The 21,953-nt window shown below is 64.7% G+C and carries 20 protein-coding genes, 1 pseudogene and 1 riboswitch; of the genes and pseudogenes, 6 read left to right on the top strand and 15 right to left on the bottom strand.

The features are described from left to right. Positions 1-96: 96 nt before the first annotated feature. Together EB835_RS13770 and EB835_RS13775 are read right to left on the bottom strand one after the other, a co-directional pair. Entirely contained in the window at positions 97-453 is a 357-nt protein-coding gene (locus tag EB835_RS13770; RefSeq protein ID WP_101545914.1) for a DoxX family protein, read from the bottom strand. After that, on the bottom strand, positions 450-1,103 hold the full coding sequence (locus EB835_RS13775; RefSeq protein WP_135810032.1) for a TetR/AcrR family transcriptional regulator: 654 nt from the start codon (positions 1,101-1,103) through the stop codon (positions 450-452). The genes EB835_RS13770 and EB835_RS13775 overlap by 4 nt, the downstream gene beginning before the upstream one ends. Before the next feature lie 85 nt (positions 1,104-1,188). Here EB835_RS13775 and EB835_RS13780 point away from each other — a divergent pair, with 85 nt between their 5' ends. The 5 genes from EB835_RS13780 (at position 1,189) to EB835_RS20665 (ending at position 5,929) form a co-directional block, all read left to right on the top strand. Then, positions 1,189-2,457, top strand: coding sequence for an Nramp family divalent metal transporter (locus EB835_RS13780; RefSeq protein WP_240688747.1), 1,269 nt, complete (start codon positions 1,189-1,191; stop codon positions 2,455-2,457). Positions 2,458-2,527: 70 nt separating this feature from the next. Beyond that, positions 2,528-3,127, top strand: a complete 600-nt coding sequence (locus tag EB835_RS13785) for a helix-turn-helix domain-containing protein (protein WP_135810034.1) — start codon at positions 2,528-2,530, stop codon at positions 3,125-3,127. Then, positions 3,128-3,847 carry a B3/B4 domain-containing protein gene (locus tag EB835_RS13790; protein WP_135810035.1) on the top strand — a complete coding sequence of 240 codons (720 nt, stop codon included), beginning with the start codon at positions 3,128-3,130 and terminating at the stop codon, positions 3,845-3,847. Next, a complete protein-coding gene (locus tag EB835_RS13795; RefSeq protein ID WP_135810036.1) occupies positions 3,844-4,743 on the top strand; it encodes a dihydrodipicolinate synthase family protein in 900 nt (299 codons plus the stop codon). Before EB835_RS13790 ends, EB835_RS13795 begins: the two co-directional genes overlap by 4 nt. After that, positions 4,736-5,929, top strand: coding sequence for an MFS transporter (locus EB835_RS20665; protein ID WP_240688748.1), 1,194 nt, complete (start codon positions 4,736-4,738; stop codon positions 5,927-5,929). Before EB835_RS13795 ends, EB835_RS20665 begins: the two co-directional genes overlap by 8 nt. Positions 5,930-5,992: 63 nt before the next feature. Here EB835_RS20665 and EB835_RS13805 read toward each other — a convergent pair whose 3' ends face one another. The 6 genes from EB835_RS13805 to EB835_RS13830 form a co-directional block, all read right to left on the bottom strand. After that, positions 5,993-7,054, bottom strand: a complete 1,062-nt coding sequence (locus EB835_RS13805) for a hypothetical protein (protein ID WP_135810037.1) — start codon at positions 7,052-7,054, stop codon at positions 5,993-5,995. Positions 7,055-7,060: 6 nt separating this feature from the next. After that, complete coding sequence (locus tag EB835_RS13810; protein ID WP_135810038.1) at positions 7,061-8,596, bottom strand: lipase maturation factor family protein; 1,536 nt, start codon at positions 8,594-8,596, stop codon at positions 7,061-7,063. A gap of 3 nt (positions 8,597-8,599) precedes the next feature. Then, the gene (locus EB835_RS13815) at positions 8,600-9,688 is read right to left on the bottom strand and encodes a hypothetical protein (protein ID WP_135810039.1); all 1,089 of its coding nucleotides are present in this window, start codon (positions 9,686-9,688) and stop codon (positions 8,600-8,602) included. A gap of 124 nt (positions 9,689-9,812) precedes the next feature. Beyond that, positions 9,813-10,934, bottom strand: a complete 1,122-nt coding sequence (locus EB835_RS13820) for a hypothetical protein (protein ID WP_135810040.1) — start codon at positions 10,932-10,934, stop codon at positions 9,813-9,815. Between the two features lie 207 nt (positions 10,935-11,141). Beyond that, positions 11,142-13,400, bottom strand: coding sequence for a choline BCCT transporter BetT (gene betT / locus EB835_RS13825; protein WP_135810041.1), 2,259 nt, complete (start codon positions 13,398-13,400; stop codon positions 11,142-11,144). Positions 13,401-13,572: 172 nt separating this feature from the next. Beyond that, positions 13,573-14,100 (bottom strand): hypothetical protein, encoded by a 528-nt coding sequence (locus EB835_RS13830; protein WP_135810042.1) that lies wholly within the window; start codon positions 14,098-14,100, stop codon positions 13,573-13,575. Positions 14,101-14,196: 96 nt separating this feature from the next. Between EB835_RS13830 and EB835_RS13835 the strand changes: the two genes are divergently transcribed. Beyond that, entirely contained in the window at positions 14,197-14,868 is a 672-nt protein-coding gene (locus EB835_RS13835; RefSeq protein WP_135810043.1) for a metal-dependent transcriptional regulator, read from the top strand. 47 nt (positions 14,869-14,915) lie between these two features. Here the strand turns inward: EB835_RS13835 and EB835_RS13840 are convergent, their stop codons facing one another. The 7 genes and pseudogenes from EB835_RS13840 to EB835_RS13865 form a co-directional block, all read right to left on the bottom strand. Further along, the gene (locus tag EB835_RS13840; protein WP_135810044.1) at positions 14,916-15,476 is read right to left on the bottom strand and encodes a hypothetical protein; all 561 of its coding nucleotides are present in this window, start codon (positions 15,474-15,476) and stop codon (positions 14,916-14,918) included. Positions 15,477-15,508: 32 nt separating this feature from the next. After that, positions 15,509-15,619, bottom strand: a riboswitch (SAM riboswitch). 87 nt (positions 15,620-15,706) lie between these two features. Then, the gene (locus tag EB835_RS13845) at positions 15,707-16,297 is read right to left on the bottom strand and encodes a hypothetical protein (RefSeq protein ID WP_135810045.1); all 591 of its coding nucleotides are present in this window, start codon (positions 16,295-16,297) and stop codon (positions 15,707-15,709) included. 393 nt (positions 16,298-16,690) lie between these two features. Further along, entirely contained in the window at positions 16,691-16,879 is a 189-nt protein-coding gene (locus EB835_RS20455) for a hypothetical protein (protein ID WP_205749941.1), read from the bottom strand. A gap of 68 nt (positions 16,880-16,947) precedes the next feature. Beyond that, positions 16,948-17,770: pseudogene (gene erm / locus EB835_RS13850) on the bottom strand (23S ribosomal RNA methyltransferase Erm); the annotation flags it as partial. 540 nt (positions 17,771-18,310) lie between these two features. Next, positions 18,311-19,813: an inorganic phosphate transporter gene (locus EB835_RS13855; protein ID WP_135810047.1), complete on the bottom strand. Its 1,503-nt coding sequence runs from the start codon at positions 19,811-19,813 to the stop codon at positions 18,311-18,313. Positions 19,814-20,162: 349 nt separating this feature from the next. Then, positions 20,163-20,759: an HdeD family acid-resistance protein gene (locus EB835_RS13860; RefSeq protein WP_135810048.1), complete on the bottom strand. Its 597-nt coding sequence runs from the start codon at positions 20,757-20,759 to the stop codon at positions 20,163-20,165. A 79-nt stretch (positions 20,760-20,838) separates the two neighbouring features. Beyond that, positions 20,839-21,861: a slipin family protein gene (locus EB835_RS13865; protein WP_135810049.1), complete on the bottom strand. Its 1,023-nt coding sequence runs from the start codon at positions 21,859-21,861 to the stop codon at positions 20,839-20,841. Positions 21,862-21,953 lie beyond the last annotated feature (92 nt).

The raw sequence follows: 21,953 nt of genomic DNA on the forward strand, positions 1-21,953 counted from the left end.
GAAGGAGGCGCCGGTGCCGTACTTCGACTCTAGGCCAAAACGGGATCGAGGTGCGGGATGTGGGAGAAGAATTCTCCGGACTGAGACATGGGATATTCAGAGGAAGCAGAACACGAGCACCGCGATGCAGACGACGAGCATTCCCAGACAATTGAGCCAGAAATCCCGACCGACATACCTCGCTCGCAGGTGAGCGGCAGCGGCGCAGAGGAAGTAGACGACGAGGCCCGCCGCGGCTGCTGCGCCGAGCCCGGGAATCCAGATCCCCGTCACCAGGCCTGCTGCGGCGAGGAACTTCACGACGGCGAGTACCCACCACCACTCCCGCGGGAAGCCGACCCCGTCGAGGCAGGCGGCGATCGCCCGCGGGGGACGGAAGGTGAGCAGGCCGTCGCCGAAGACGATGACCGCGAGGACGATAACCGGCCAGACCGGTTCGGGCAGGAGCGTCACAGCGAGCTCCTGACTCTCGTATGGAAGACGATGCTCGCGAGCATCGCCTCGACGGCGTCGTCGAGACCCATCGTCGTCGCCGCCCACCGGAAGAGGATGCCCAGGTAGGAATCGTAGAGAGCCGCGGCGCTGGCCCGTGCGTGGTCCTCATTGATCCCGATCGAGACCAGTGACTCGCTCAGGCGGCTCTGCAGGTCCACGGCGAGAGCGTTGAACACCTCCGGCTCGCCCTTGACTCGCATCATCGCCGCCGCATAGTCGCGGGACAGATCCTCGTGTTCGGCGAAGAATTCGAGGAAGGGCAGGAAGAGTTCGAGCAGATGACGCTGCACCGCCGAGGATGGTCGGGGCGGGCCCGTTGTTGCGCCGGCGTTCGTTTCCCGACGCGACAGGCTCGTGTGTCGCGCCGGTGGCGTGTACCTCCCGTTCTGCAGCTGCCCGATCCACCGATCGAAGCACCGGACGAGGATGACGTCCTTATCACCGACCGACATCACTCTGCCCACCGACACCTCGGCAGTTTTCGCGACTGCCCGAATGGTCGTGGCCTTGAAACCATGTTCGAGGAACAGCTCGGCGGCGGCACCGATGATCCGTTCCTCGGTCTGCCGGCGCTTGCCGGACCTCAGCTGAACGTGTTCACTGACCATGCTCGAACCCTAAGCCCTTCCGTGTTCACTTTCCAGACCCGGTGTGGTGTTGCCCGCAACGGGAAAGTTAATGTACCTTAACTTTATGAACGTCGATTCCTCATCGGTGCGCACCCGCGAGCGCGGGCGGAAGAAGCACGGCCGGAAGAAGATCTCCACGGCAGTGCTCCTCGGCCCGGCCTTCGTCGCGGCCATCGCGTATGTCGACCCGGGCAACGTCGCGGCCAACCTCACCGCCGGTGCGGAGTACGGGTACCTCCTCGTCTGGGTGCTCGTGGCCGCGAACCTCATCGCCGTTCTCGTCCAGTACCTGTCCTCGAAGCTCGGACTCGTCTCCGGGCAGTCGCTGCCGAGCCTCCTCGGTGATCGCCTCCGCAAGCGAAGCCGACTCGCGTACTGGGGGCAGGCCGAGGTCGTCGCCATCGCCACCGACCTCGCCGAAGTCATCGGCGGCGCGATCGCACTGAAGATCCTCTTCGACCTGCCGCTCCTCCTCGGGGGTGTCATCGTCGGCGTGGTGTCGCTGTTCCTGCTCTCGATCCAATCCACCCGCGGTCAGCGTCCCTTCGAGTTCGTCATCATCGGATTCCTGGTCATCATCGCCATCGGCTTTCTAGCAGGCCTGTTCGTCGGGGATGTGAATTGGGGGCAAGCCGCAGGTGGAATCGTGCCTCGGCTCGAGGGCACGAACTCCGTGGTCCTGGCCGCGAGCATGCTCGGCGCCACCGTCATGCCCCATGCGATCTACCTCCACTCAGCGCTGTCGGTCGACCGGCATCGTGACAATGCGACCGCTACGACTGGGCAGCTGCTGCGCGCCAGCCGCTGGGACGTCGTCCTCTCCCTCGTCGTCGCCGGTTCCGTGAATATCGCGATGCTCCTGCTGGCTGCCGCGGCACTGCGCGGCCAGACCGGAACCGACACCATCGAAGGTGCGCACGCGGTCGTCACGGCCAACCTCGGCGAGGTCGTCGGCCTCTTCTTCGGCATCGGTCTCCTCGCCTCGGGGCTGGCCTCGAGCGCCGTCGGATCCTATGCTGGCGCTTCGATCATGCAGGGCCTGCTGCGGGTGAACATCCCGATCGTGTGGCAGCGCGCGTTCACGATGATCCCTGCACTGATCGTCCTCGCCATCGGCGTCGACCCGACCTGGGCGCTCGTACTCAGCCAGGTCGTGCTCAGCCTCGGCATCCCGTTCGCGATGATCCCCCTGGTCAGGCTCACGAGCAGCCGTCGAGTGATGGGGGAGTTCGCGAACGCACGGTGGATCACGTTCGTCGCGGTGGCCGCCTCGGCGCTCATTATCGTCCTCAACGTCGTCCTCATCGTCCTGCTGGCGCTCGGGGTGGACTGACCCTCGCCGAGGAGCGGGTCGGTTAGGGTCGCCCTATTGAATTGCACCAAAAGTGCATTATGATGCACTTATGGATTCGCACGAGGAATCATTGGCGCGGTTGATCGGTGCGCGAGTGAAGCGAGAACGGAAGGCCCTCGACTGGACGCTCGACCACCTCGCCGAGGCGGCCGAAGTCAGCCGCCGCATGGTCGTCAACGTGGAACAGGGGGCGGTCAACCCCAGCGTGGGGACACTGCTGCGACTCAGCGATGCGCTCGGTGTCGGGCTTCCCTCACTTGTCGAGACCGCCGACCAGCCTGCGTCGAAGCTTGTTCGCAGCGGTGACATTCCGGTCCTGTGGAGCGGGGAGCACGGAGGCCGCGGTCGACTCGTCGTCGGCACGGAACCGCCGGACATCGTCGAACTCTGGGACTGGGAACTCGGCCCGGGTGACCGGCACGAGAGCGAGGCGCACGCTCCACATACTCGCGAACTCGCTCACGTTCTCGACGGCGCCATAGTCATCGACGTCGGAGCCGAGCGACATGAGCTCAGCACCGGAGACGCCCTGACCTTCTTCGGCGACGCAGACCACGCGTACTCCAACCCCCACGACGAACCCGCTCGATTCTCACTCTCGGTATACGAGCCCGGTGTGAGGACGAAACACAGAACGGAGAAGCACTGAATGAAGGAATCATCGACGGCGCAGGAATTCCTCGCCGCCAGCAGCGTCGACGCAGAGGTGTTCGAGCTGCGTCCCGATTACCGAGCCATGCTCCTGGTGGTCGACGGGATCGATCCGAGGTCCGCCTCGGCGATGGCCGACGATATGATCGCCGTTGCCGAAGCGCATGCCAGGATGCTGCTGGCCGATCGGCAGGTGGAGGACCTGCCGCACATCGCCGCCTGGCGCGAGGCCTATCGCGCCTTCGGGGCCAAGCCGCAGCGCACACGCAACAGCCTCGAAGCCCTCACCCGTCGTGCGAGCGAGGGACTGCCCAGGGTGAACGCTCTGACCGATGTCTACAACGCGATCTCTGTGCTGCATCAGGTGCCCCTCGGAGGTGAGGACTTCGATCTCTACGACGGACCGGCTCAGCTGGTTCGGGCCGGCGGCGAGGAAGACTTCGCAACCGTGGCTGGCGGAGAACAGGCGATCGACCATCCCAAGCCCGGTGAGGTGATCTGGCAGGACGATGCCGGCGTCACGTGCCGACGCTGGAACTGGCGCCAGGGACCGCGCACCGCGCTGAGCGATGAGACACGAACCGCCTTCTTCATTCTCGATGCGCTCGAACCGATGGATGACGACTCATTGAACGATGCCGCCGATGCCCTCATCGAGGGTCTCAGTTCGCTCGGTGCCGAAGTCAGCGTCTCCCGTCGTCTGATCGGAGCGCCGTGAGCGTCTACACCGGCCTCAGTGCCTTCCCACTCACGCCGCTGCACGCCGACACCGTCGACGAGGCGGCTTTCATCGGCCTCATCGACCGTCTGACCGGGGCCGGAGTCGACTCGATCACGGCGTTGGGCTCAACTGGCTCATACGCATACCTCACCCAAGAGGAGCGAGCCCGCGTCGCCCGACTCGCCGTCGAGCACGCAGGTGGCACGCCGGTGGTCATCGGCGTCGGCGACCTGCGCACCTCTAGAATCCTCACCCACATCGATGCGGCTGAAGACGCCGGGGCAGCCGGTGTCCTGCTGGCACCTATGTCGTATCAGCAATTGACGGAGACCGACGTCTTCGAACTCTTCCGAACCGTCACCGAGCACACGAAGCTGCCGGTCGTCCTCTACGACAACCCCGGCACCACGCACTTCTCCTTCACCACCGAGCTCTACACGCGCATCGCTGAGCTGCCGGGAATCGCCTCGATCAAGATACCCGGAGTCCCCGTCGGCGCTGAGGCGGCTACAGCGCATGTCGAGTCGATTCGCGCTGTGATCCCCGAGCACGTCAGCATCGGAGTTTCGGGCGATGCCGCCGCAGCTCGTGGCCTCAACGCTGGCTGCGACGCGTGGTACTCGGTCATCGGCGGCACACTTCCGGAACCGGCGCTGAGGATCACCCGTGCCGCCCTGAGCGGGGACTCCGACGAGGCGAGTGCGGAGTCAGACAGACTCGCCCCGCTGTGGGACCTGTTCGCCGAATTCGGGGGCAGCCTGCGCGTCGTCGCGGCGATCGCCGAACACCTGGGCCTTGTGCCGAATGAAAGCCTGCCGCTGCCGCTCATCGGGCTCGACCGACATCAGCGACAGCGAGTCGCCGACGTGGTCGACCGGCTCGACCTTGGCTGAACCGCAAGCGCGCGGTGCCGGAAACGGAGATCGGGGCTGGGCTCTGACACGTTACGTCTTCGCCGCGACATTGGTCCGCTCGGCCGACGGGGGAGCGGTCGTCGCCATCGTGCTTCTGGCCCACTCGACCGGGCAGCCAGGATGGGTTGCAGGACTGCTGGGAGCGGCCGTCACGGCTCCGCACCTGCTGGGACCCTTCATTGCCAGAAGACTCGACACTGCCGCCGATGGTCGCAAAGTGATCGCCGTGTCCGCGCTGGCTCACGGTGCTCTGCTCGGAGCCGCTGCCCTGCTCATGCCCGTGGCCTGGGTCGGGCTATCGGCAGCCGGCCTGTTCGTCTCGGGCCTGTTCGGGCCCATGCTCACCGGCGGTGTGAGCAGTCGTCTCCCGTCCATCGCCGGACCCTCGCAGAAGAGTCAGCGGCGGGCACAGAGTTGGGACGTGGCCAGTTACGGACTCAGCGGCACTTTGGGCCCGGCGGTCGTAGCTTCGGTCGCCGCAGTGTTCGGCCCCTTGTCGGCAACGCTGATGCTGGCGGCTGCGGCCATGATCGGGGCGGTGGCCGTGCTCGTTCTGCCCAAGCAGGCTCCCCTTGCGCAGGCAGCCGACGTGCCTTCTCCGCTGAAGACACTGAAAACGATCTGGAATTCCGGCCAACTGAGACGCACCTTGGGCCTGACAATCGTCGTCGCGTACTCCGTCGCGGTCCTGCCGATCTACGCTGTAGCGATCGCCCCGACCTACGGCGCCCCCGCCTTGGCCGGCACACTGGTGGCTGGTTACGGAGTGGGCAATCTTGCGGGGTCGGCCGTGCTCATGGCCGTGCCTCTGCGGGGAGAAGCTGACCGGCTCACGATGATTCTCGCGGGAGTCGTGGCCCTCACCCTGGCCATCGTCGTACCGATGCCGAATCTCATCACTGCGACGGCGGCTTTCACTCTGGTGGGAATTGCCAATGCTCTCTTCTTCGCTGCGACCTTGGCCGCCCGCAGTGAGTATGCCCCAGCTGCAGCGCGGGGGCAGGTGTTCATCTGGGTCGGTGCCTTGAAGATCGCCACAGGTTCCGCGGGAACTGCGGTGGCCGGGGCACTCATCGGCGGCAGCGCGTGGGTTCCGGTGGCTGTCGCCATCGCGCTGACCGGTGGAAGCGCAGCCATCTGCGCAGTCGGTCGTCAACCGTCATGATGAGGTTCCGGCGGAGCAGCCGTCCGATGGCGGCACAAGTGAGCACCCCGCCGAGGCGGCTCCTCAGTCCGGAACGTTCCCTGTGCGGGCGAGGACGGTGAGCTTGCGCGCGAAGTCGGCGGCCTCCTCGGCGTCGGTGCCAATGAGCCGCATCGCCGGCCGGTCGCGGAACCGGATGACCGTCGTCGTGTGCCCGTGGTCGGAGCGGGTGCTCGCCTCGACCAACTGGTTCGGCGCGGCTTCGTCGAGGATCTCCGTGGGATCGGCAACGGCGGTGCGCGCGTGAACGATGCGCACGGCCGTGGCCATGAGGAACTCCTGCTCGCGTGGATGCCGGTTGCCGATCTTCACCAGCACGGACTCGCCGCGGTCAAGGGCGTCAAAAGGCGGTGGGGTCGGGCCGCGACGGCGGGCGCGAGCAGACACCGACGTGTCCTGGGAGAGCGTGGAGACCGCAAGTCGGCGGGCTCCGTACAGTGTGAGGGCGGAGACCGCCGCGGCCGGCACCGCGATGACCGCGGCCATGACGGTGCTCGCATAGGCGAGCCACGCGAAGAGGGCGCCGGAGCCGATTCCCGCGATGACTGTGCCGAAGACAAGTGAGAGCGCGAGGCGCACGCGGCTGCGCACTGCGACGGTGATGCCGGCGAGGGTCAGACCGAAGTTCGTCGAGGCGAGAATCGCCGCGAACAGAACGACGAACGGCAGCGGTGCGCTTGTGAAATCACCCCATACCGTCCCCGAGGTTCCAGGAGCCGCGGCGAAGGTGTGCCAGAGCAGGGCAGCAGCGCAGAAGAAGAGCCCGAACAGCGGTCCGATGCTCATCAGCCCGACCAACGGGTCCCTGGTGAAGAGCGTGCGTGACCCGCGTGGGGCGCCGTCGAGTTCGGCGTGCAGGCCCTCACCACGGTCGGTGCCGCTGAAGAAGATGATGGCGACGAAGGTGATGAGCCCGATGAAGGCGAAGCTCAGAGGTCCGGCCGCCTTGGCGTCGATGATGTGATCCGAACTCTTGGAGGCGCGGGCCATGCCGGTGTTGGTGACGAAGAAGACCACCGTGGCCACGGCGCTGAGGGTGATGGCGCCGGTGAGGGCGTGGGTGAAGATTCCGCTGCGCCTACTCATCGCCGTTCAGCCCTTCCGCACGTCGATGGGCTTGACGAGGATCCGCGAGGCCGAGCGCACCCACCACGGCTTCGGTTCTCCGGCGGCGACGGCCGCTCGGCGTTCGGCACGGGTGGCATAGCGGTAGGTGAAGACACGGACGCGGATGAGCTCTGGTGCGGCACCGTCGAAAGGGTCGGGACCCATGAGGCGGCGGATCTGCGGGTCGCCGGAGCCGACCTTCCGCACGAGTTCGGTGAACCAGGTCTGCCGATAGTCTCCGAGCGCGGCGAACCACATGAGCCAATCGAGGCGCAGATGATAGGGCGCGACGACCGGCCCGTGACGAAGAACGTCACCGGGTTTGCCCTTGAACCGATACTCGCTCCAGCCTGCGTCGTCGATCCACCCCTCGATGATGATCTCGTTGCGGGTCTCGGTCATCGACCCGAATGCACCATAGGCGTTGCCGAGCCCGAGTCGATTGAAGCTCGCGTTCATCAGCTGATTAGCTGAGAACAGGTTCCGCACAGCCGGCACATTCAGCCACACCTGCCACGCGACGAACACGAGGACGACGATCAGCCACCAGATCGGCAGGGACTCGACCGGGGAGGTGGCGGCGGTGCGGTCGGCCGCCTCGGTGCCGGTGGGATCTGTCAGGATTCCGGTCACGGAATTCCACCCCCACCCGGGGAACGGGCCGCCGACGATCCACCGGAAGAAGGTGTCGCTGATGCCGGAGCAGGCGAGCAGGATCGTCGCCCAGTTCAGCCACGCATAGTTGCCGCTGACCACGAGCGCGAGCTGGGTGATGATGATGGCAACGGCGGCGAACGACGCGATCGGCTGAGGCAGGAACAGCAGCCATGGAGCGGCGAGCTGGACGATGTGGCTGCCCAGGGTCTCACCCTTGTGCCACCAGCCGGGCATGAGGTGGGCGCGGCGGCTCAGCGAGTTCGGCATCGGCTGCGTCTGATGGTGATAGTCCATGGCGGTGAGGTCACGCCAGGAAGAGTCCCCGCGCATCTTGATCATTCCGGCACCGAATTCGATGCGGATGACGAACCAGCGCAGCAGCAGGATCATCGCCCACGTCGGGGCCACCTCGTGAGAGCCGAGGAACCCGATGAGGAACCCTGCCTCGAGCAGCAGCGATTCCCAGCCGAAGCCGTAGAAGCGCTGCCCGATCGACACGATCGAGAAGTACAGCGCCCACACGCCTAAGAACACCGGGATCGGCATCCATGCCGGTCCGGCCTGAGGCAGACCGATGATCGCCGAGGCGGCCAGGACCATTCCGATCACGCAGACGAGGCGCAGCCGTCGGTCCGAATACGAGAACCGCTTCCACCGGAAGAGACTCGGTGCCTGCCGGGCCGAGGTCAGAGCGATGAACCGTGGGGCGGGCGTGAGTCCGCGCTCCCCGAGGAGGGCCGGGAACTGATTGAACGCCGAGGCGAAGGCGATGAGGAAGAGCACGCCGAAGCCGCGTTGGATGATCTCACGGGAGATCGTGTAGTCGCCGGCGGTGAGCAGAGCGACCACCTGGCCGAGTTCCATGGCTTAAGTCTCCTCCTCCTGCGGCAGACGTCCCGTCGTGGCCAGAGCGGTCAGTGCTTCGGCGAACGTGTCTGCCTCGCTCGGGTCCCCGCCGACGAGTTCCATGTCCGGACGGTCCCGGAAGTGCACCGAGGTGGTGTGTCCGGCTGGGCGGAACTTGGTGCTGGCTCCGCGCAGCTGTCCGGGATGTGCCTGGTCGAGGATGCGGACCGGGCCCGGTCGGGCGGACTCGGTTCCGGTGCCGGTGGGTGCGGCCAGGAGGAGTCGCTGGTTCGTGGCGGCGAGAATCTGCCCGGTCGGGTTATCCCTATCGGCGAAGTGGAGCATGAGGTTCTCACTTGGGGCGAGAGTCATCAGCAGAGACTGCAGTCGAGCCTCGTGGGCCGCATCGATCCTGTTGGTGACGCGTGCTCGGGCGACGGCGAACAGGCGGGCCGGGACCAGTGCGACCGTTGTGATGATGAGGCAGACGGCGGCCACTGCCAGCCCTGCCGGCGGTGACACCGTGAGGATGTTCGATGCCACGACGCCGATGGTGATGGCCAGGATGGCGATGAGCACAGAGACGATGAGGAAGACCGCCCAGAGCGTGCGGTGGAAGGCGTCGGCGATCGCTCCGAGGGCGAGGCTGAAGTTGGCGGTGGCCCACAGTCCGAAGAGCAGGGCGAAGGCCGGCAGAGGCGATGCGGTGAGGTCGCCCCAGACGGTTCCGGGAATGCCGGAGTCCTTAGCGAAGGCGTGCCAGACGAATGCGGCGATGACTCCGCAGACGGCCCATACCGGTCCGACGGCGAACACTCGAGGCCATGGATTCCGGACGAAAGCGGTGGGCGGCTGTCTGCGTTTCACTCCATGCGGATCCGCGGCCTGCTGCGCACGGGCGGCATCGCTGCCAGCGGGCGGTTTGTCCTCATAGAAGGCGAAGGCGGCGATGGCCGAGAAGAAGAACAGGACCAGGATCCCGATGCTCGGCGCCTGGTCCGGGTTGATGCCTCTGAGCACATGCTTGCGGAGCGGATTGATACCGGCATTGGCAAGGAAGAACGGAATCGAGGCGAAGACGGCGAATCCGATCCCGAACACGAGAGTCATGCCCCTAGAGCGTCTGTCCCTATTCATACCTCCATCCTCGCAGGAACTCTGCGAGCCATGGGTGCTGAGATGTTCCGGATCCGTTGCGTCGGAACTACAAGTCTGGTCGAAGGAGTATGCCGGATCAGCGGGGAAGACGGCCCGTCCGGGCAAGGACGGTGATCGCCTCGGCGAAGCGACCAGATGCTTCCTCGGTGCCGCCTGGCACGCTCATCGGCTGCCGGCCGTTAAAGAGCACCGTCGTGATCACGTGGTTGCTGCGACATTCCGATGCGCCGCCGCTCAGCTGACCGGGTTCGGCCTGTTCGAGGACGAATGTGCGCCCCGGCGCGATGATTGAGGCGCGAAAGATCCGTCGGTCAGTCAGCACCAGCATCTGCGGGTCGGCGGTGCTGCCGTTCGCATGGGCATTCGGCACCTCACCGAGGTAGGTGGTGAGGATCCGCTCTCCCGGTCGGAGGGCGTCTTCGGGCGGTTGAGCGGACCGGCCGGGACTTCGCCGAGTGCCGGCAGTCGGCCGTTCAGCGGAGTCGAAACGGTCGACTCGCCTGATCGCCCACCATCTGAGCGGGATGAGCAGAGCCGTCGAGACGATGAGACAGACCGCGCCGAGCAGAAAAGCGATGACTGTCGGAAGTGTGGCGAGTCCGAAGAAACCGAAGAGACCGGCCGTCAGACACCCCAGGCCGAGCCCGCAGGTGAGAATCGTGAGAGAGACCGGCCGACGATCTCGGCTGAACGCTTCGGCCAGTGACGACCAGGCGAAGGCCATGTTCGCCGTCGCCCAGCAGAGGAACACGATGGACAGGGCGGACAGCGGGTTGCCGGTGAGGTCTCCCCACACAGTTCCCGGAACACCTGGATCCGCGGAATACGCATGCCCGATGAACAGTGCCACCAAAGAGCAGACCGCCCAGATCGGACCGACGAGGAGGACTCGCGGAAGCGGAGCGTGGACGAACCGGGTGAACGACTTCGGTTGCCGTGGAGTGTGCGGCTCCGCCTCGGCGCGGTCGGGATGATCGTCTTCGCCGGCGATGGCCAGCGCCGCGATTGCGACCGCATTCAAGGCAAGGAGAAGTCCGAGAATTATGGACGGCGCCAAATAAGGGTCGCCGCCGAAGTCGTCGGGGCTGTGCTTCGATGCGACTCCTGCATTCGTCGACGTGAAGGCGATGAGTGCGATGCCGGCAATGAGCAGACCGAAGACGACGATCTTGCCGATGGTCGGATTCTTCAACTCCATGATTCGATTGTGTCACCGCCGAGGTCGGCACCGATGGTGTGCCGGTAGCGGTCCTGACACATCTGAGCGGTCCCCGGTCAGATTCCCCGTCCCGACGCAGAAGGAGCGGTGACCGTATCGGTCACCGCTCCTTCGATCGCTGTGCTCACCCCGTCACCGAGGCGGCTGTGCACGGGTGGGCACGGGCGCCTCGGCGTGGGGAATGGTTCAGTGCTTCGGCGCTTCGAGCTCTTCGACGTCGTCGGCATCCTTGGGCACCGCCGGAATCGAATCCGTGGTCGGCGGTGTGGGAGGGGTGACGACCGACTGGTAGGAGTGCTCGTGCGAATAGGCGAGGAACGACAGGTGGTTCTCGTACCGGTCGAGCACGTCATCGATGATCTGCTGCGAGCTCAAGCCCATGAGGTCGTAGCCTTCCGAACCGGTCTGGGTGAAGACCTCGATGCGCAGGTACTTGTCGTCGCCGCGCGGGGCATTGCGGGCACCGAACGACGGCACATTCGCTTCGACGGCCGCGGCTTCATAGTGGAAGTCGCGCTGCTCGCCCATGTCGACATTGAGCGTGTTCGTCGTGATGCCGGTGTCCTCGTCCATGGTCTGGAGGTGCTCGACGGTGTAGCCGAGTTCGCGGAACTCGTTGGCCACGGCCTCCAGGGACGGTCCGACCACCTCGGCGACGAAGCGTTCGACGGATTTCTTCGTCGGGTAGGACCGCAGGGTCGCCAGGCGCTGACGCCAGGTCTTCTCCGGAGCGCGTCCGCCGTGGGCGGCAGTGGCGCGGCGACGACGGATACGGCCCTCGCGTTCGGCGCGCTCCATGCGCAGCACCTTCGAGAACGAGGCCATGACGAGGTAGGAGATGATCGTCACCGGCAGGGCGAAGATCAGCGTCGCGTACTCCATCGTGGTTACGCCGCCGGCGACGAGCATGGCGATTGTGAGCACTGCCGTGACCAGGGCCCAGAAGATGCGCAGCCACTTCGCTCCGTCCTCTTCCGGATTCGGAATCGAGGAGGAGAAGTTCGACATCACCATGGCGCCGGAGTTCGCACTTGTGAGGTAGAAGAGCAGTCCGGACAGAGTGGCCAGGCCGATGAGGAACGTCGCTCCCGGGAACATCTCGAGCAGGTCGTACCAGCCCTGTTCCGGGGAGGCGATGGCCGTCTTCGCGAACTCGTCATTGCCGTTGAACACCTCGGACAGGGCCGAGTTGCCGAAGATCGTGACGATGATGAAGTCGCAGATGACGGGTGCGGTGATCGCGGCGATGACGAACTCACGCAGGGTGCGTCCGCGGGAGATGCGGGCGAGGAACAGACCGACGAAGGGACCCCAGGCGAGCCAGAAGGCCCAGAAGAAGAGGGTCCAGCCGCCCATCCATTCGGATCCGCCGTCGACATAGGCGAACGTCGACAGCGTCCGTTCGGGCAGGGTGAAGATGAAGCGGCCGATGTTCTCGACCATGGCGTTGAGCAGGAAGGCGGTCTTGCCGGTGACGAGGATGTAGAGCATCATCGCCGCACACGACCAGAGGTTGAGCTCGGAGACGAGGCGTATGCCCTTGTCCACGCCGGAGGTGCAGGCGGCCACAGTCATGACGACGGCCACGATGACGAGCGCGATCTGCAGGGCCAGTCCGGTTTCGAGACCGAAGAGAGTGGCGAACCCGACGTTGAGCAGGACGACGCCGATGCCCATCGAGGTGGCCACACCGAAGACGGTGCCGACGAGGGCGAAGATGTCGATGACATCACCGGTGGCTCCGCGCACGCGCTTGCCCAGCAGCGGGTAGAGGACCGCACGGATCGACAGGGGCATGCCCCACCGGTAGGCGAAGTAGCCCATGGCCATGCCCAGCAGCGAGTACATCGACCAGCCGGCGATGCCGTAGTGGAACATCGTCCACACCACGGCGTCCTGTGCGGCGGCGGCCGATTCGGCTGTGGCGTTGACCGGTTCGAGGTACTGGGTGATCGGTCCGGTTACCGAGTAGAAGAGCATGTCGATGCCCACGCCCGCGGCGAAGAGCATGGCGACCCAGGTGAAGAGGTTGTACTGCGGACGAGAGTGGTCGGGGCCGAGCCTGACGCTGCCTTCCTTGGACAGCGCCACCCAGAGGACGAAGCCGATGACGACGGTGACGGTGACGACATAGAACCAGCCGAGGTTCTCTGCAATCCAGTCCACGACAGTCTTCATCGTCGACTGAGCCGAGTCGGGCATCATCATCGCCCACACGGAGAACGCGAGGATGATGAGGGAGGCGACGATGAAGACTCGCCAGTTGACCCGGGAGCCGCGTTCGTCGGAGAGCTCCTCCGGGCCCTTGCTCATCTCTGTGCTGTCGATCGGAGCGCGCTTCTCGGGGTCGACGTCCCTGCTGATTCTCGTGGCCCGGTCGGTTCCGCCGAATCGTTCGCGTTCGACGACTGGGCGCTTCAACGTCTCTTCGTTCGGATCCTGCACGCATTGACCTCCGGTAGACAAAAAGGGACAGGGCCCGAAAATGGGCCCGATCTATTCTACGGGTGGAGGTTTCTCACAAATTCAACACCCCCTCTTTTCAGGAAGTTGACTAAGCCGCGGGGGCGTCCAGGTCAGGCGGGGAGTGGGTGAAGTCAGGTCGGGATTCGCGGGGTCATGTTCGGGAGCGGGCGGCCACCTCGGTGACGGTGTCGACGAAACGCTGAGCCTCGGCGGGGGTGGTCTCCTCGAGCCGCATCGACGCTCCGACCTGCAGCTCCACGGTGACGGTCGCGCGTCCACGGAGATCTTCTGCGCGAACAGCTCCGATCTGCCGCAGGGACGCCTGCGAAAGCTGGGTGACGGAGCCCCGAGTATCGGTGCGCACCCGCATGATCCGCAGGTCGGTGAGGATGAGCAGATCCGTGTCGAAGGGCGGCAGACTCCGCAGCCGTTCGTACTCGATCTCACCGGGGCGGAACAGGCCGACCGCGTTGGTCGACGCTGCTCGCATCCGTGGGCTGCTCGGCATTCGACGGGTTGCTGATGCCGTCCTGCGGGTTCGAACCCAGCGGCGGATCGCGCGGAGCGGGGACCACGCGTCTGCGGGCGAGGAGCCGTCGGGGCTCTCGGGGCGGAGCGACTCCGGTCGGTCGGCGTCGGCTGGGGGAACCGGATCGGAGGGGAGGGAATGGGAGGTCATGACTGTGATTCTGGCAGGGCCGCCTCGGTGCCGGGCCGGGTCGGAGGTAATCGTTTCGCAACATCTGTGTCGGTTCGTCCATGGGATACTGAAGGCATGCGTGCAGGTGAAGTCTCCGAGGTCAGCCAGGACTACCTCAAGGCCATCTGGTCGGCCCAGGAATGGGGCGGGGACCCGATGACGGCCACCGAGCTTGCGAACCGATTCGGAACGACGAAGGCCAACGTGTCCGAGGTCCTCAAACGTCTCGACGAGCTCGACCTCATCACTCGGGTGCCCTACCGCCCGCCGGTGCTCACCGACCAGGGCAAGGCGATCGCCCTGTCGATGGTGCGCAGACATCGGCTCATCGAAACGTTCCTCGTCGAGTCGCTCGGCTACGGCTGGGACGAAGTCCACGACGAGGCCGAGATCCTCGAACACGCCGCCTCCGATCGGCTCATCGACCGTATCGACGCATTCCTCGGCCACCCGACGTCCGATCCGCACGGCGATCCCATTCCGGGTGCTGATGGTGCCGTCGATTCCCATACCCCGACGCTGCTCGCCGAGGCGGCGGCCGGGTCCTATGCGGTGTTGAGGGTCTCCGACGCCGATCCGCAGGTCTTGGGCATGCTCGCCGAGGCGGGTGTGCTTCCCGATGTCGCGCTCGACGTCATCGACCGTACCGATGAGGAGGTCATCGTGGAGATCGGAGGGAAGCGGGAGACGATCGCTTCCGCGCTCGCCGCGGCCGTGTATCTGCGCATGGCCGCGGCGACGGGCTGATCCTCGGCGAGCTGACGGGGTCGGCCCACTCGCTGAGCCGAAGGACTCTACCCTTGGTCGTCGTTGTGCGGCCGTGGGAACTTCGGTTCGGCGCGCAGCAGTGCCAGGGTCGTTGCCGTTCGGGCCTCGAAGCCTTCGGTGAGGAAGAGCTTCGGCCAGTCGCTCCACAGCTCGGATTCATACGGTGTGCCGGGCAGATAGGTTGTGAATGTCGCCTGTCGGTGTCCCGGGTGGGATCGGAATGCCGTTTTCGGAATGGTGCGCAGACTCTCGAACAGTGCTGTGTAGAGCACCGGGTTGAAGCCGTCTGCGCGGGCGGAGTCGGCGGTGCTCACCCAATCGGGCCCGGCAATCGGAATGCCGCGGGCGATCGCCGAACTCATCTGAGCTTTGATGCCGGCCCGCTGTGGGTCGGGGGAGTGGTGGAGCAGGACCTTCGCCCAGCGCAGCGCCTCCTCGGGTTCGAAACCCGGCCACTGTTCAGCCGCCCTGCGGCGGTTCTCGGCGTCGCGGCGATCGGCTGCTCCATTGGAATGAGGTACCCCATGACGGTCGGCGTGAGCGGCCGAGTCGTCGGGCGGGAAACTGTCATGGAAGTCTGCAGGCATGGCGGACCGTCCTTCTCGGGCGCATCGTCCCGGATCGAAGCTTGCCCGAGCGGTCGGCGCGGGCCCGTTCTTCCCCTGGGGCACCCGGTCGATGACGGGTTGCCGTGTGGCCGGCCAGGTACCGATGGCCACAACTCGCGAACGTGATTTCAGTGTAGCCGGAGGGGCTGACACAACAGCGTGGACTGACGGAGAGTCCGGCGCGTTAATCCATCAGTCTGCAGGGGGCATCAGTTTGCAGGTGGTGAGTATTCGAATACTGCGCCGAGGCCGTCATCCGGGTGATAATTCCAAGAGACTGAAAAAGCATCCCATTCTGCGGACTGGGTTCCATCGAGCGCGCGCGTTTGACCCATTCGCGACGTTACGGAATCTGGCATTCCAAGGTTCTCACCGATGCAATAGACGTCTGAGATCTCCGGACCGTAATACTCTCCAGCCCCGCTGATAGTGATGCTCAGTTCGTCTGAGCTCAACGTAGCTCCGTCGGCACTGTCCAGAGAACAAGTCGCATAAGCTTGCGCAATGAGGTCTGCTTTCGCTGACTCTTGACTTTCGTCAAAGGCGGCGTTGACGCCGATGATCCCGCCGACTGCTCCAGCGCCGAGCACGACTCCAATACCAAGCCCTCCAAGTCCGAACCAGAGATGCCGTTTGGATCCCGCTTGTTTAGCAGGCGGATAATAGCTCGGGCTGAACTGCGGTCGTTCGGGAATCGGAAGTTCGTAGTTATTTGTAGGTGGGAATGACACTCGACTTCGGGCTTTCTCGTGCGGTGAAGAATTCGGTTTCCGAATTCTTCCTATCTCCAGAATCGGCAATCTACTGACAATTAGACTGCAAATGAGATTGATTGGCAATCGAGAGAATGTCGCGTTCGTCACTGCTGGTGAGAAAGTCTGGCTGTGCGCAGGACTTGATTGGGTACGGCCACCGAACAGATCCGGTCAGCTGCTCGAATGCTGACGAGCTTTCCGGAACGTTTCCGTCTGTGCCCAACCGGATTGCAGCTGTTCTGTTTTCACCCGAGGCGGAGGCTGGATAAGTCCTTCTTCACTGGCATCGGCGACCGATGACCAGAAGCGGAGGTCGTGGCCCTCGGCCGTTTCGTCGCAGTCGACACAGGTGCGAAACTCGATGGTCCCCTCTTCAGTTGAGGCGGCCCGTCAGAGCCCCGGCCCGACGGGGAAACGTCGGGCCGAGGCACTGGACTCTCACCTCCGCGGCAGGTTCCACCTCGGCTGGGGCTGCTGCGGTTTCTGGTGCTGGTTCATGAAACCGCGTTCGGCCTGCAGGTGGCCCTTGTCATGGCTCTTCGCCTTCGGATCGGCACCCGGAATGGAGGCCTGCAGCTTCTCGGCTGCCGGTGTGGCGCCGACGATGGGCAGCTCTCCGGTGATCAACGGCTTCTCCGGGGCCGCCTCGGTGATGGGGTTCCTTTTGGGTCCTTTGTCGTTTCGCATGGTCTTTCCCTTCTTCGCATTCTTCGGCTTCTGCGCGGTCTTCGCGGATTTCTGCTGGCCGCCGGCGTTCTTCCGGCTGGGCTCGGCGGCCAGCTCGGTGAACAGTCCGGTCCACTGGTCGGGGGTGAGGTCCTTGGGCAAGGTGTCTCCTCTGATGTCGTTGCGGTCCATGGTCGATTGCAGCGTGCGGTGATCGGTGATGCTCATCTTCGAGAGGATTCCTTTCATTCCTCGCCCGCGGCCGGTGAAGACCGACCGGACGAACTGTTGATAATCGGATCGAACACCGGCTGGGATCGATCCGGTGGGGCAGCGATCGATGGTGAGGATTCCGCCATCGACGCTGGGTTTCGGGGTGAACGCGTCTGCGGGGACGCGGGTGATGAGGCGGAAGTCGAACCATGGGGCCCACTGGGCGGTCATCATGGTCGACCCGCCGACTCCTGCGCGTTTGCGAGCGACCTCCCATTGAGTGAGGAGGATCGCCTGCTGCCAGCGTCCGGAGCGCAGCAGCTTGCGGAGGATGGGCGTCGTGAGATGGAACGGCAGATTGCCGACGATGACCGGCCGGTCGAGCCGGGTGGTCAGGACGTCGGCGTGCCGGACCTCGGCCCGCGGGTACGTGTCTTCAAGGTGATCCAACCTCGTTTCGTCGAGTTCGACGAGTGTGAGCTCTCGCCCGAGCCGGTAGAGCTCGGCGGTGACTGCCCCATCGCCGGGGCCGATCTCCATGATCGGTCCGGAGGTGGAACGAGCCAGGCTCGCAATCGTTGTGATGGTGGTGTGTGAGCGGAGGAAGTTCTGACCGAGTTCGTGGCCTCCGCCGTGCATCGACCGTGAAGTCGAACGCGGCGATGTCGAACGCGTGGGTGTCGAACGGTTACGTGGCGATTGGTGTAGCAATGGGATGTGCTCCAAAAAGAAGATGGAGGCACCCGAGGCAGCGCAATGATGGTGATGCAGACCGATTCGCGATGACCTGGTCGACCGTTGTGATCGAGGTGGTCAGTGGAATGGAAGAAGATCAGCCGATTGTCGCATCGCCCGGATGCCGATGGCTCTCCGGGAGGACAACGCGCTTGCGGAAGTGATCAGGGTGACCGTCGTCGGTCAGCCGATCTCAGAAAGATTCGCCGAGCGCGCCGTCAGGCGCTGCGGTGACGAATGTAGAAGCAAGGCGCAGTCATTGCGCTGCTGTTCAATGTTCCCATGCCGAACAAGGTAGCACAGCGGATCCTGCCGTGACCAGAGGCAGATGAAAAATACCCCGCCGACTTCGACTGGAAGGCGGCGGGGCGGGAGTTCGGATCCGTTCGGGCGGATGCCGCGAACGGATCCGGCCAACGCTTCGGGAGCGTTCGTGTCAGTGGGTCATCCCATAATGGTGCGCAAGGTGATGACGCCGATCGAACCGATGGCCGCGGCGGCCGGAAGGGTGATGATCCAAGCCAGCGCGATCGGCTTCATGAGCTTCCAGTTCGCCGATCGGTTGACCAGCCCGACACCGATGATCGCGCCGATGAGGATGTGCGTCGACGACACAGGCAGCCCACTCACCGAGGCGGCCATGACGATCCCCGCGGCAGCGAGTTCCGCGGCGAATCCGGAGGCCGGGTGGATCTCGGTGAGTTTCGTTCCGACGGTGGAGATGACCTTGCGCCCGATGAACCACAGCCCGGCGACGAGGGCGATACCGCAGGTGAGCAAGGCGGCGAACGGAACGGTCGCTTCGCCGTTGATGCTGTCGGTGCGAAGCACATCGAGGACGGCGGCGAAGGGGCCGACGGCGTTCGCGATGTCGTTGGAGCCGTGGCTGAAGGCGAAAGCAGAGGCGGTGAACACCTGCATCCACGAGAAGATGACGTAGGTGGCGCGGGGAACGGTCTGCTTGCGCAGGGTCCTTGCGAAGACGAAGACGGCCAGCCACACGGCGGTGCCGATCATCGCCATGATGAGGATGCCGCCGAAGACGCTCACGCTGACGTCGAGGTTCTTCAGCCCCTTGAACAGCAGCATCGCGGTGATGATGACCGCCCCCGCGGCCGCGATGAGCGGAACCCAGCGCTGCAGTGCCGAATGGGTGCCGACCGATCCGTTGTCGGTGGGGGCCTCCTCGGTGGCGGTGTCGATCTGTGCGTCGACGGAGCCCTCTGCCGGGGAGACCGGGCTGAGCATGTGGGGCTTCAGTGTGTGCGACAGTGCCTTGCCGAGGACGTATTTCTTGATCAGTCCGTAGGTGAGGAATGCGGCGAGGCCGCCGAGGGCCGGTGAGACCACCCAGGAGATCGCGATCTGGCCGACCTCGGACCACTGCACCATGGAGAATCCGCCGGTGCCGGTGACGAAGCCGATCGTCAGGGAGGCGCCGATGATGCCGCCGATGATCGCGTGCGTCGTCGACACCGGCCAGCCCATCCGGGTCGCCAGGAGCAGCCAGACCGACGCACCGAGCAGAGCCGCCATCATGATGTACGCGAAGTCCATCGGGTTGATCGCCACCCCGCTGAGGTCGACGATTCCGCTCTTGACCGTGTCGGTGACGTCCCCGCCGGCGAGCAGTGCACCGCTGACCTCGAAGACCGCGGCGATGAGCAGGGCCTGCTTCATCGTCAGGGTGCCGGCGCCGACGGAGGTGCCGAAGGCGTTGGCGACATCGTTGCCGCCGATGTTGAAGGCCATGAAGGCACCGAAGAGCACCGTGGTGATGAGCACCATGCGGGGCGCGTCCCGGCCGACGAAGTCGAAGGACCACAGGGTGAAGGCGATGAGGGTGATCGCCAGCAGGGCGCCGAAGGCCAGATGCCAGAGACGGTCGTTGCTGCGGCCGACGGTAGGCGGCGGAGTGTGGCGCTCCGGTGCCAGAGCCTGGGTCATTCGTACTCCTAGCGAGAATCTGTCGATGAGGCTGTGTCTGCTTCCATGATTCTCGGACCGAATGGCCGCCAGGTTACGGGAAAGGTGAATGGAGAGTTAACTCCGATTCCGTGATCCGCGAAATGCGCATGCACACTCGGTGCCTTTTGCCTTCCGTTCACGCAATGTTCCAGGTCAGATGCTATATAGGCGCGTTCTCGCGAAACGAAGTGGACGGGGCTTTCTAAGCAGAAAGTCATGTTGTGACAATGACCACTTCGGCCGGAATCGGGTGCACGAAAGAGCCCGGATCCGCGCATCTGCGGATCCGGGCTCCACCGGTGGCAAGAGTTCGCCGAGGCGGTCTGACTCAGTCGATGATCTCGCCGCTGATGACATCGCCGCCGCCGTCATCGGGACGGTTGCGGTGCGGATCGGACTTCATCTGCCGGTCGGCCCTGCGCAGGCGACGGCCGAGGGCGATGAGGGCGATGCCGACGAGGACGATGAACCCGGCGAGGGTGAAGATCAGCGCCGTCACTCCGGCGGCCGGGGCGAAGAGGAAGAAAGCGCCGAGGATGATGCCGATGACGCCGATGACGGTGAGCACCCACCAGGACCGGACCTCCATGCGGCGGATGAAGAGGGACACGGTGAGGGACAGGAAGCTGAAGAAGATGATCGCGAATCCGGTGAGGACTGTGACCATGGATGCGAACAGCATCGGGGTGAGGAAGATGAGCACACCGAGGAGGATGAGCAGCACCGCGCGTGTGACCATGCTGCCGGTGCGGCCTCCTCGCGGTGCGAATACGAGAGAGGAGATGGCGATGACGGCGAGCCAGCAGGCGAAGATCCGCACAACCACCTCGGCGGAGGTGCCTGGCCAGACCATCATCAACGCACCCATCACGAGGGCGATGACGCCGTTGACGATGACTGTTCTTCCAGTGCGCTTGAGGTCCATGCCTTCAGCCTAGTCCTCCGGTTTGGACAGACGCTGAGGACATCGATGCGGGACCGGTGGACGACCGGGGCGCAGTGGTTCAGGCATGCCCGAGGTGCTCCTCCTGTTCGGCTGAGTTGACCTGTTCAGCCGAATCCGAGGTGGTCCGCTCCTGTTCGGGCATGTCCGAGGTGACGCGCTCCTGTTCGGGCATGAGCCCGGTGAGTTTGAGCGATTCGGACATCGCCTGGACGATGGCGTCGAGGTCGGCCGGAACGCTTGCCGCTGCGTCCGCAGCGGACCGATCGGCCGCCTCGGTGGGGGTGTCCGTCGTGGACCGCGCACCCTCCTCGGCGGTGGGAGGAGCGGTCGGGGTGTTGTTCTCGAGGAAGCGCAGCAGCTCGACAGGGAACGGCAGGACCAGGGTCGAGTTCCGTTCCGCGGCCACCTCGACGATGGTCTGGAGAAGGCGCAGCTGCAGGGCGGACGGGGTGTCGGCCATGGCCTCGGATGCTTGGGCGAGCTTGTTCGACGCCTGCAGCTCACCATCGGCGATGATGACGCGGGACCGACGTTCACGTTCGGCCTCGGCCTGGCGCGACATCGAGCGTTTCATCGTCTCGGGCAGGGCCACGTCCTTGATCTCGACGCGGTCGATGTGAATGCCCCAGTCGACGGCGGGGTTGTCGATCATGATCGCCAAGCCCTGGTTGAGGCGTTCGCGATTGGTGAGCAGGTCATCGAGCTCGCTCTGGCCGATGATGGAACGCAGCGAGGTCTGCGCAACTTGGCCGACGGCGAGCTGGTAGTCCTCGACGTCGACGATGGCTTTGCGCGGATCGATGACCTTGAAATAGATGACGGCGTCGACTCGGACGGTGACGTTGTCGCGAGTGATGCCTTCCTGAGCGGGGATCGGCATCGTCACGATCTGAAGGTTGACCTTCTCGATCTTGTCGACGAACGGGATGATCGCTGTCATCCCTGGGGACTTCGGCTCGGAATTGACTCTGCCGAGGCGGAAGACCACCCCGCGCTCATACTGTCTGACGATCTTCAGGCTGTTTCCCAGCGTGATTGCTCCGAGTGCGACAAGTGCGGCGAGGATACTGAGCGCCAACATGTCGAATCGCCTCCTTTGACGATTGACTGTCCAGCCCATTCTACGCCTGTGTGACGGGGAAAGACACGGGTCAGAGGCAATGCGCAGGTGGC

This window comes from Brevibacterium sp. S22 (assembly GCF_004745485.1).
Classification (GTDB): domain Bacteria; phylum Actinomycetota; class Actinomycetes; order Actinomycetales; family Brevibacteriaceae; genus Brevibacterium.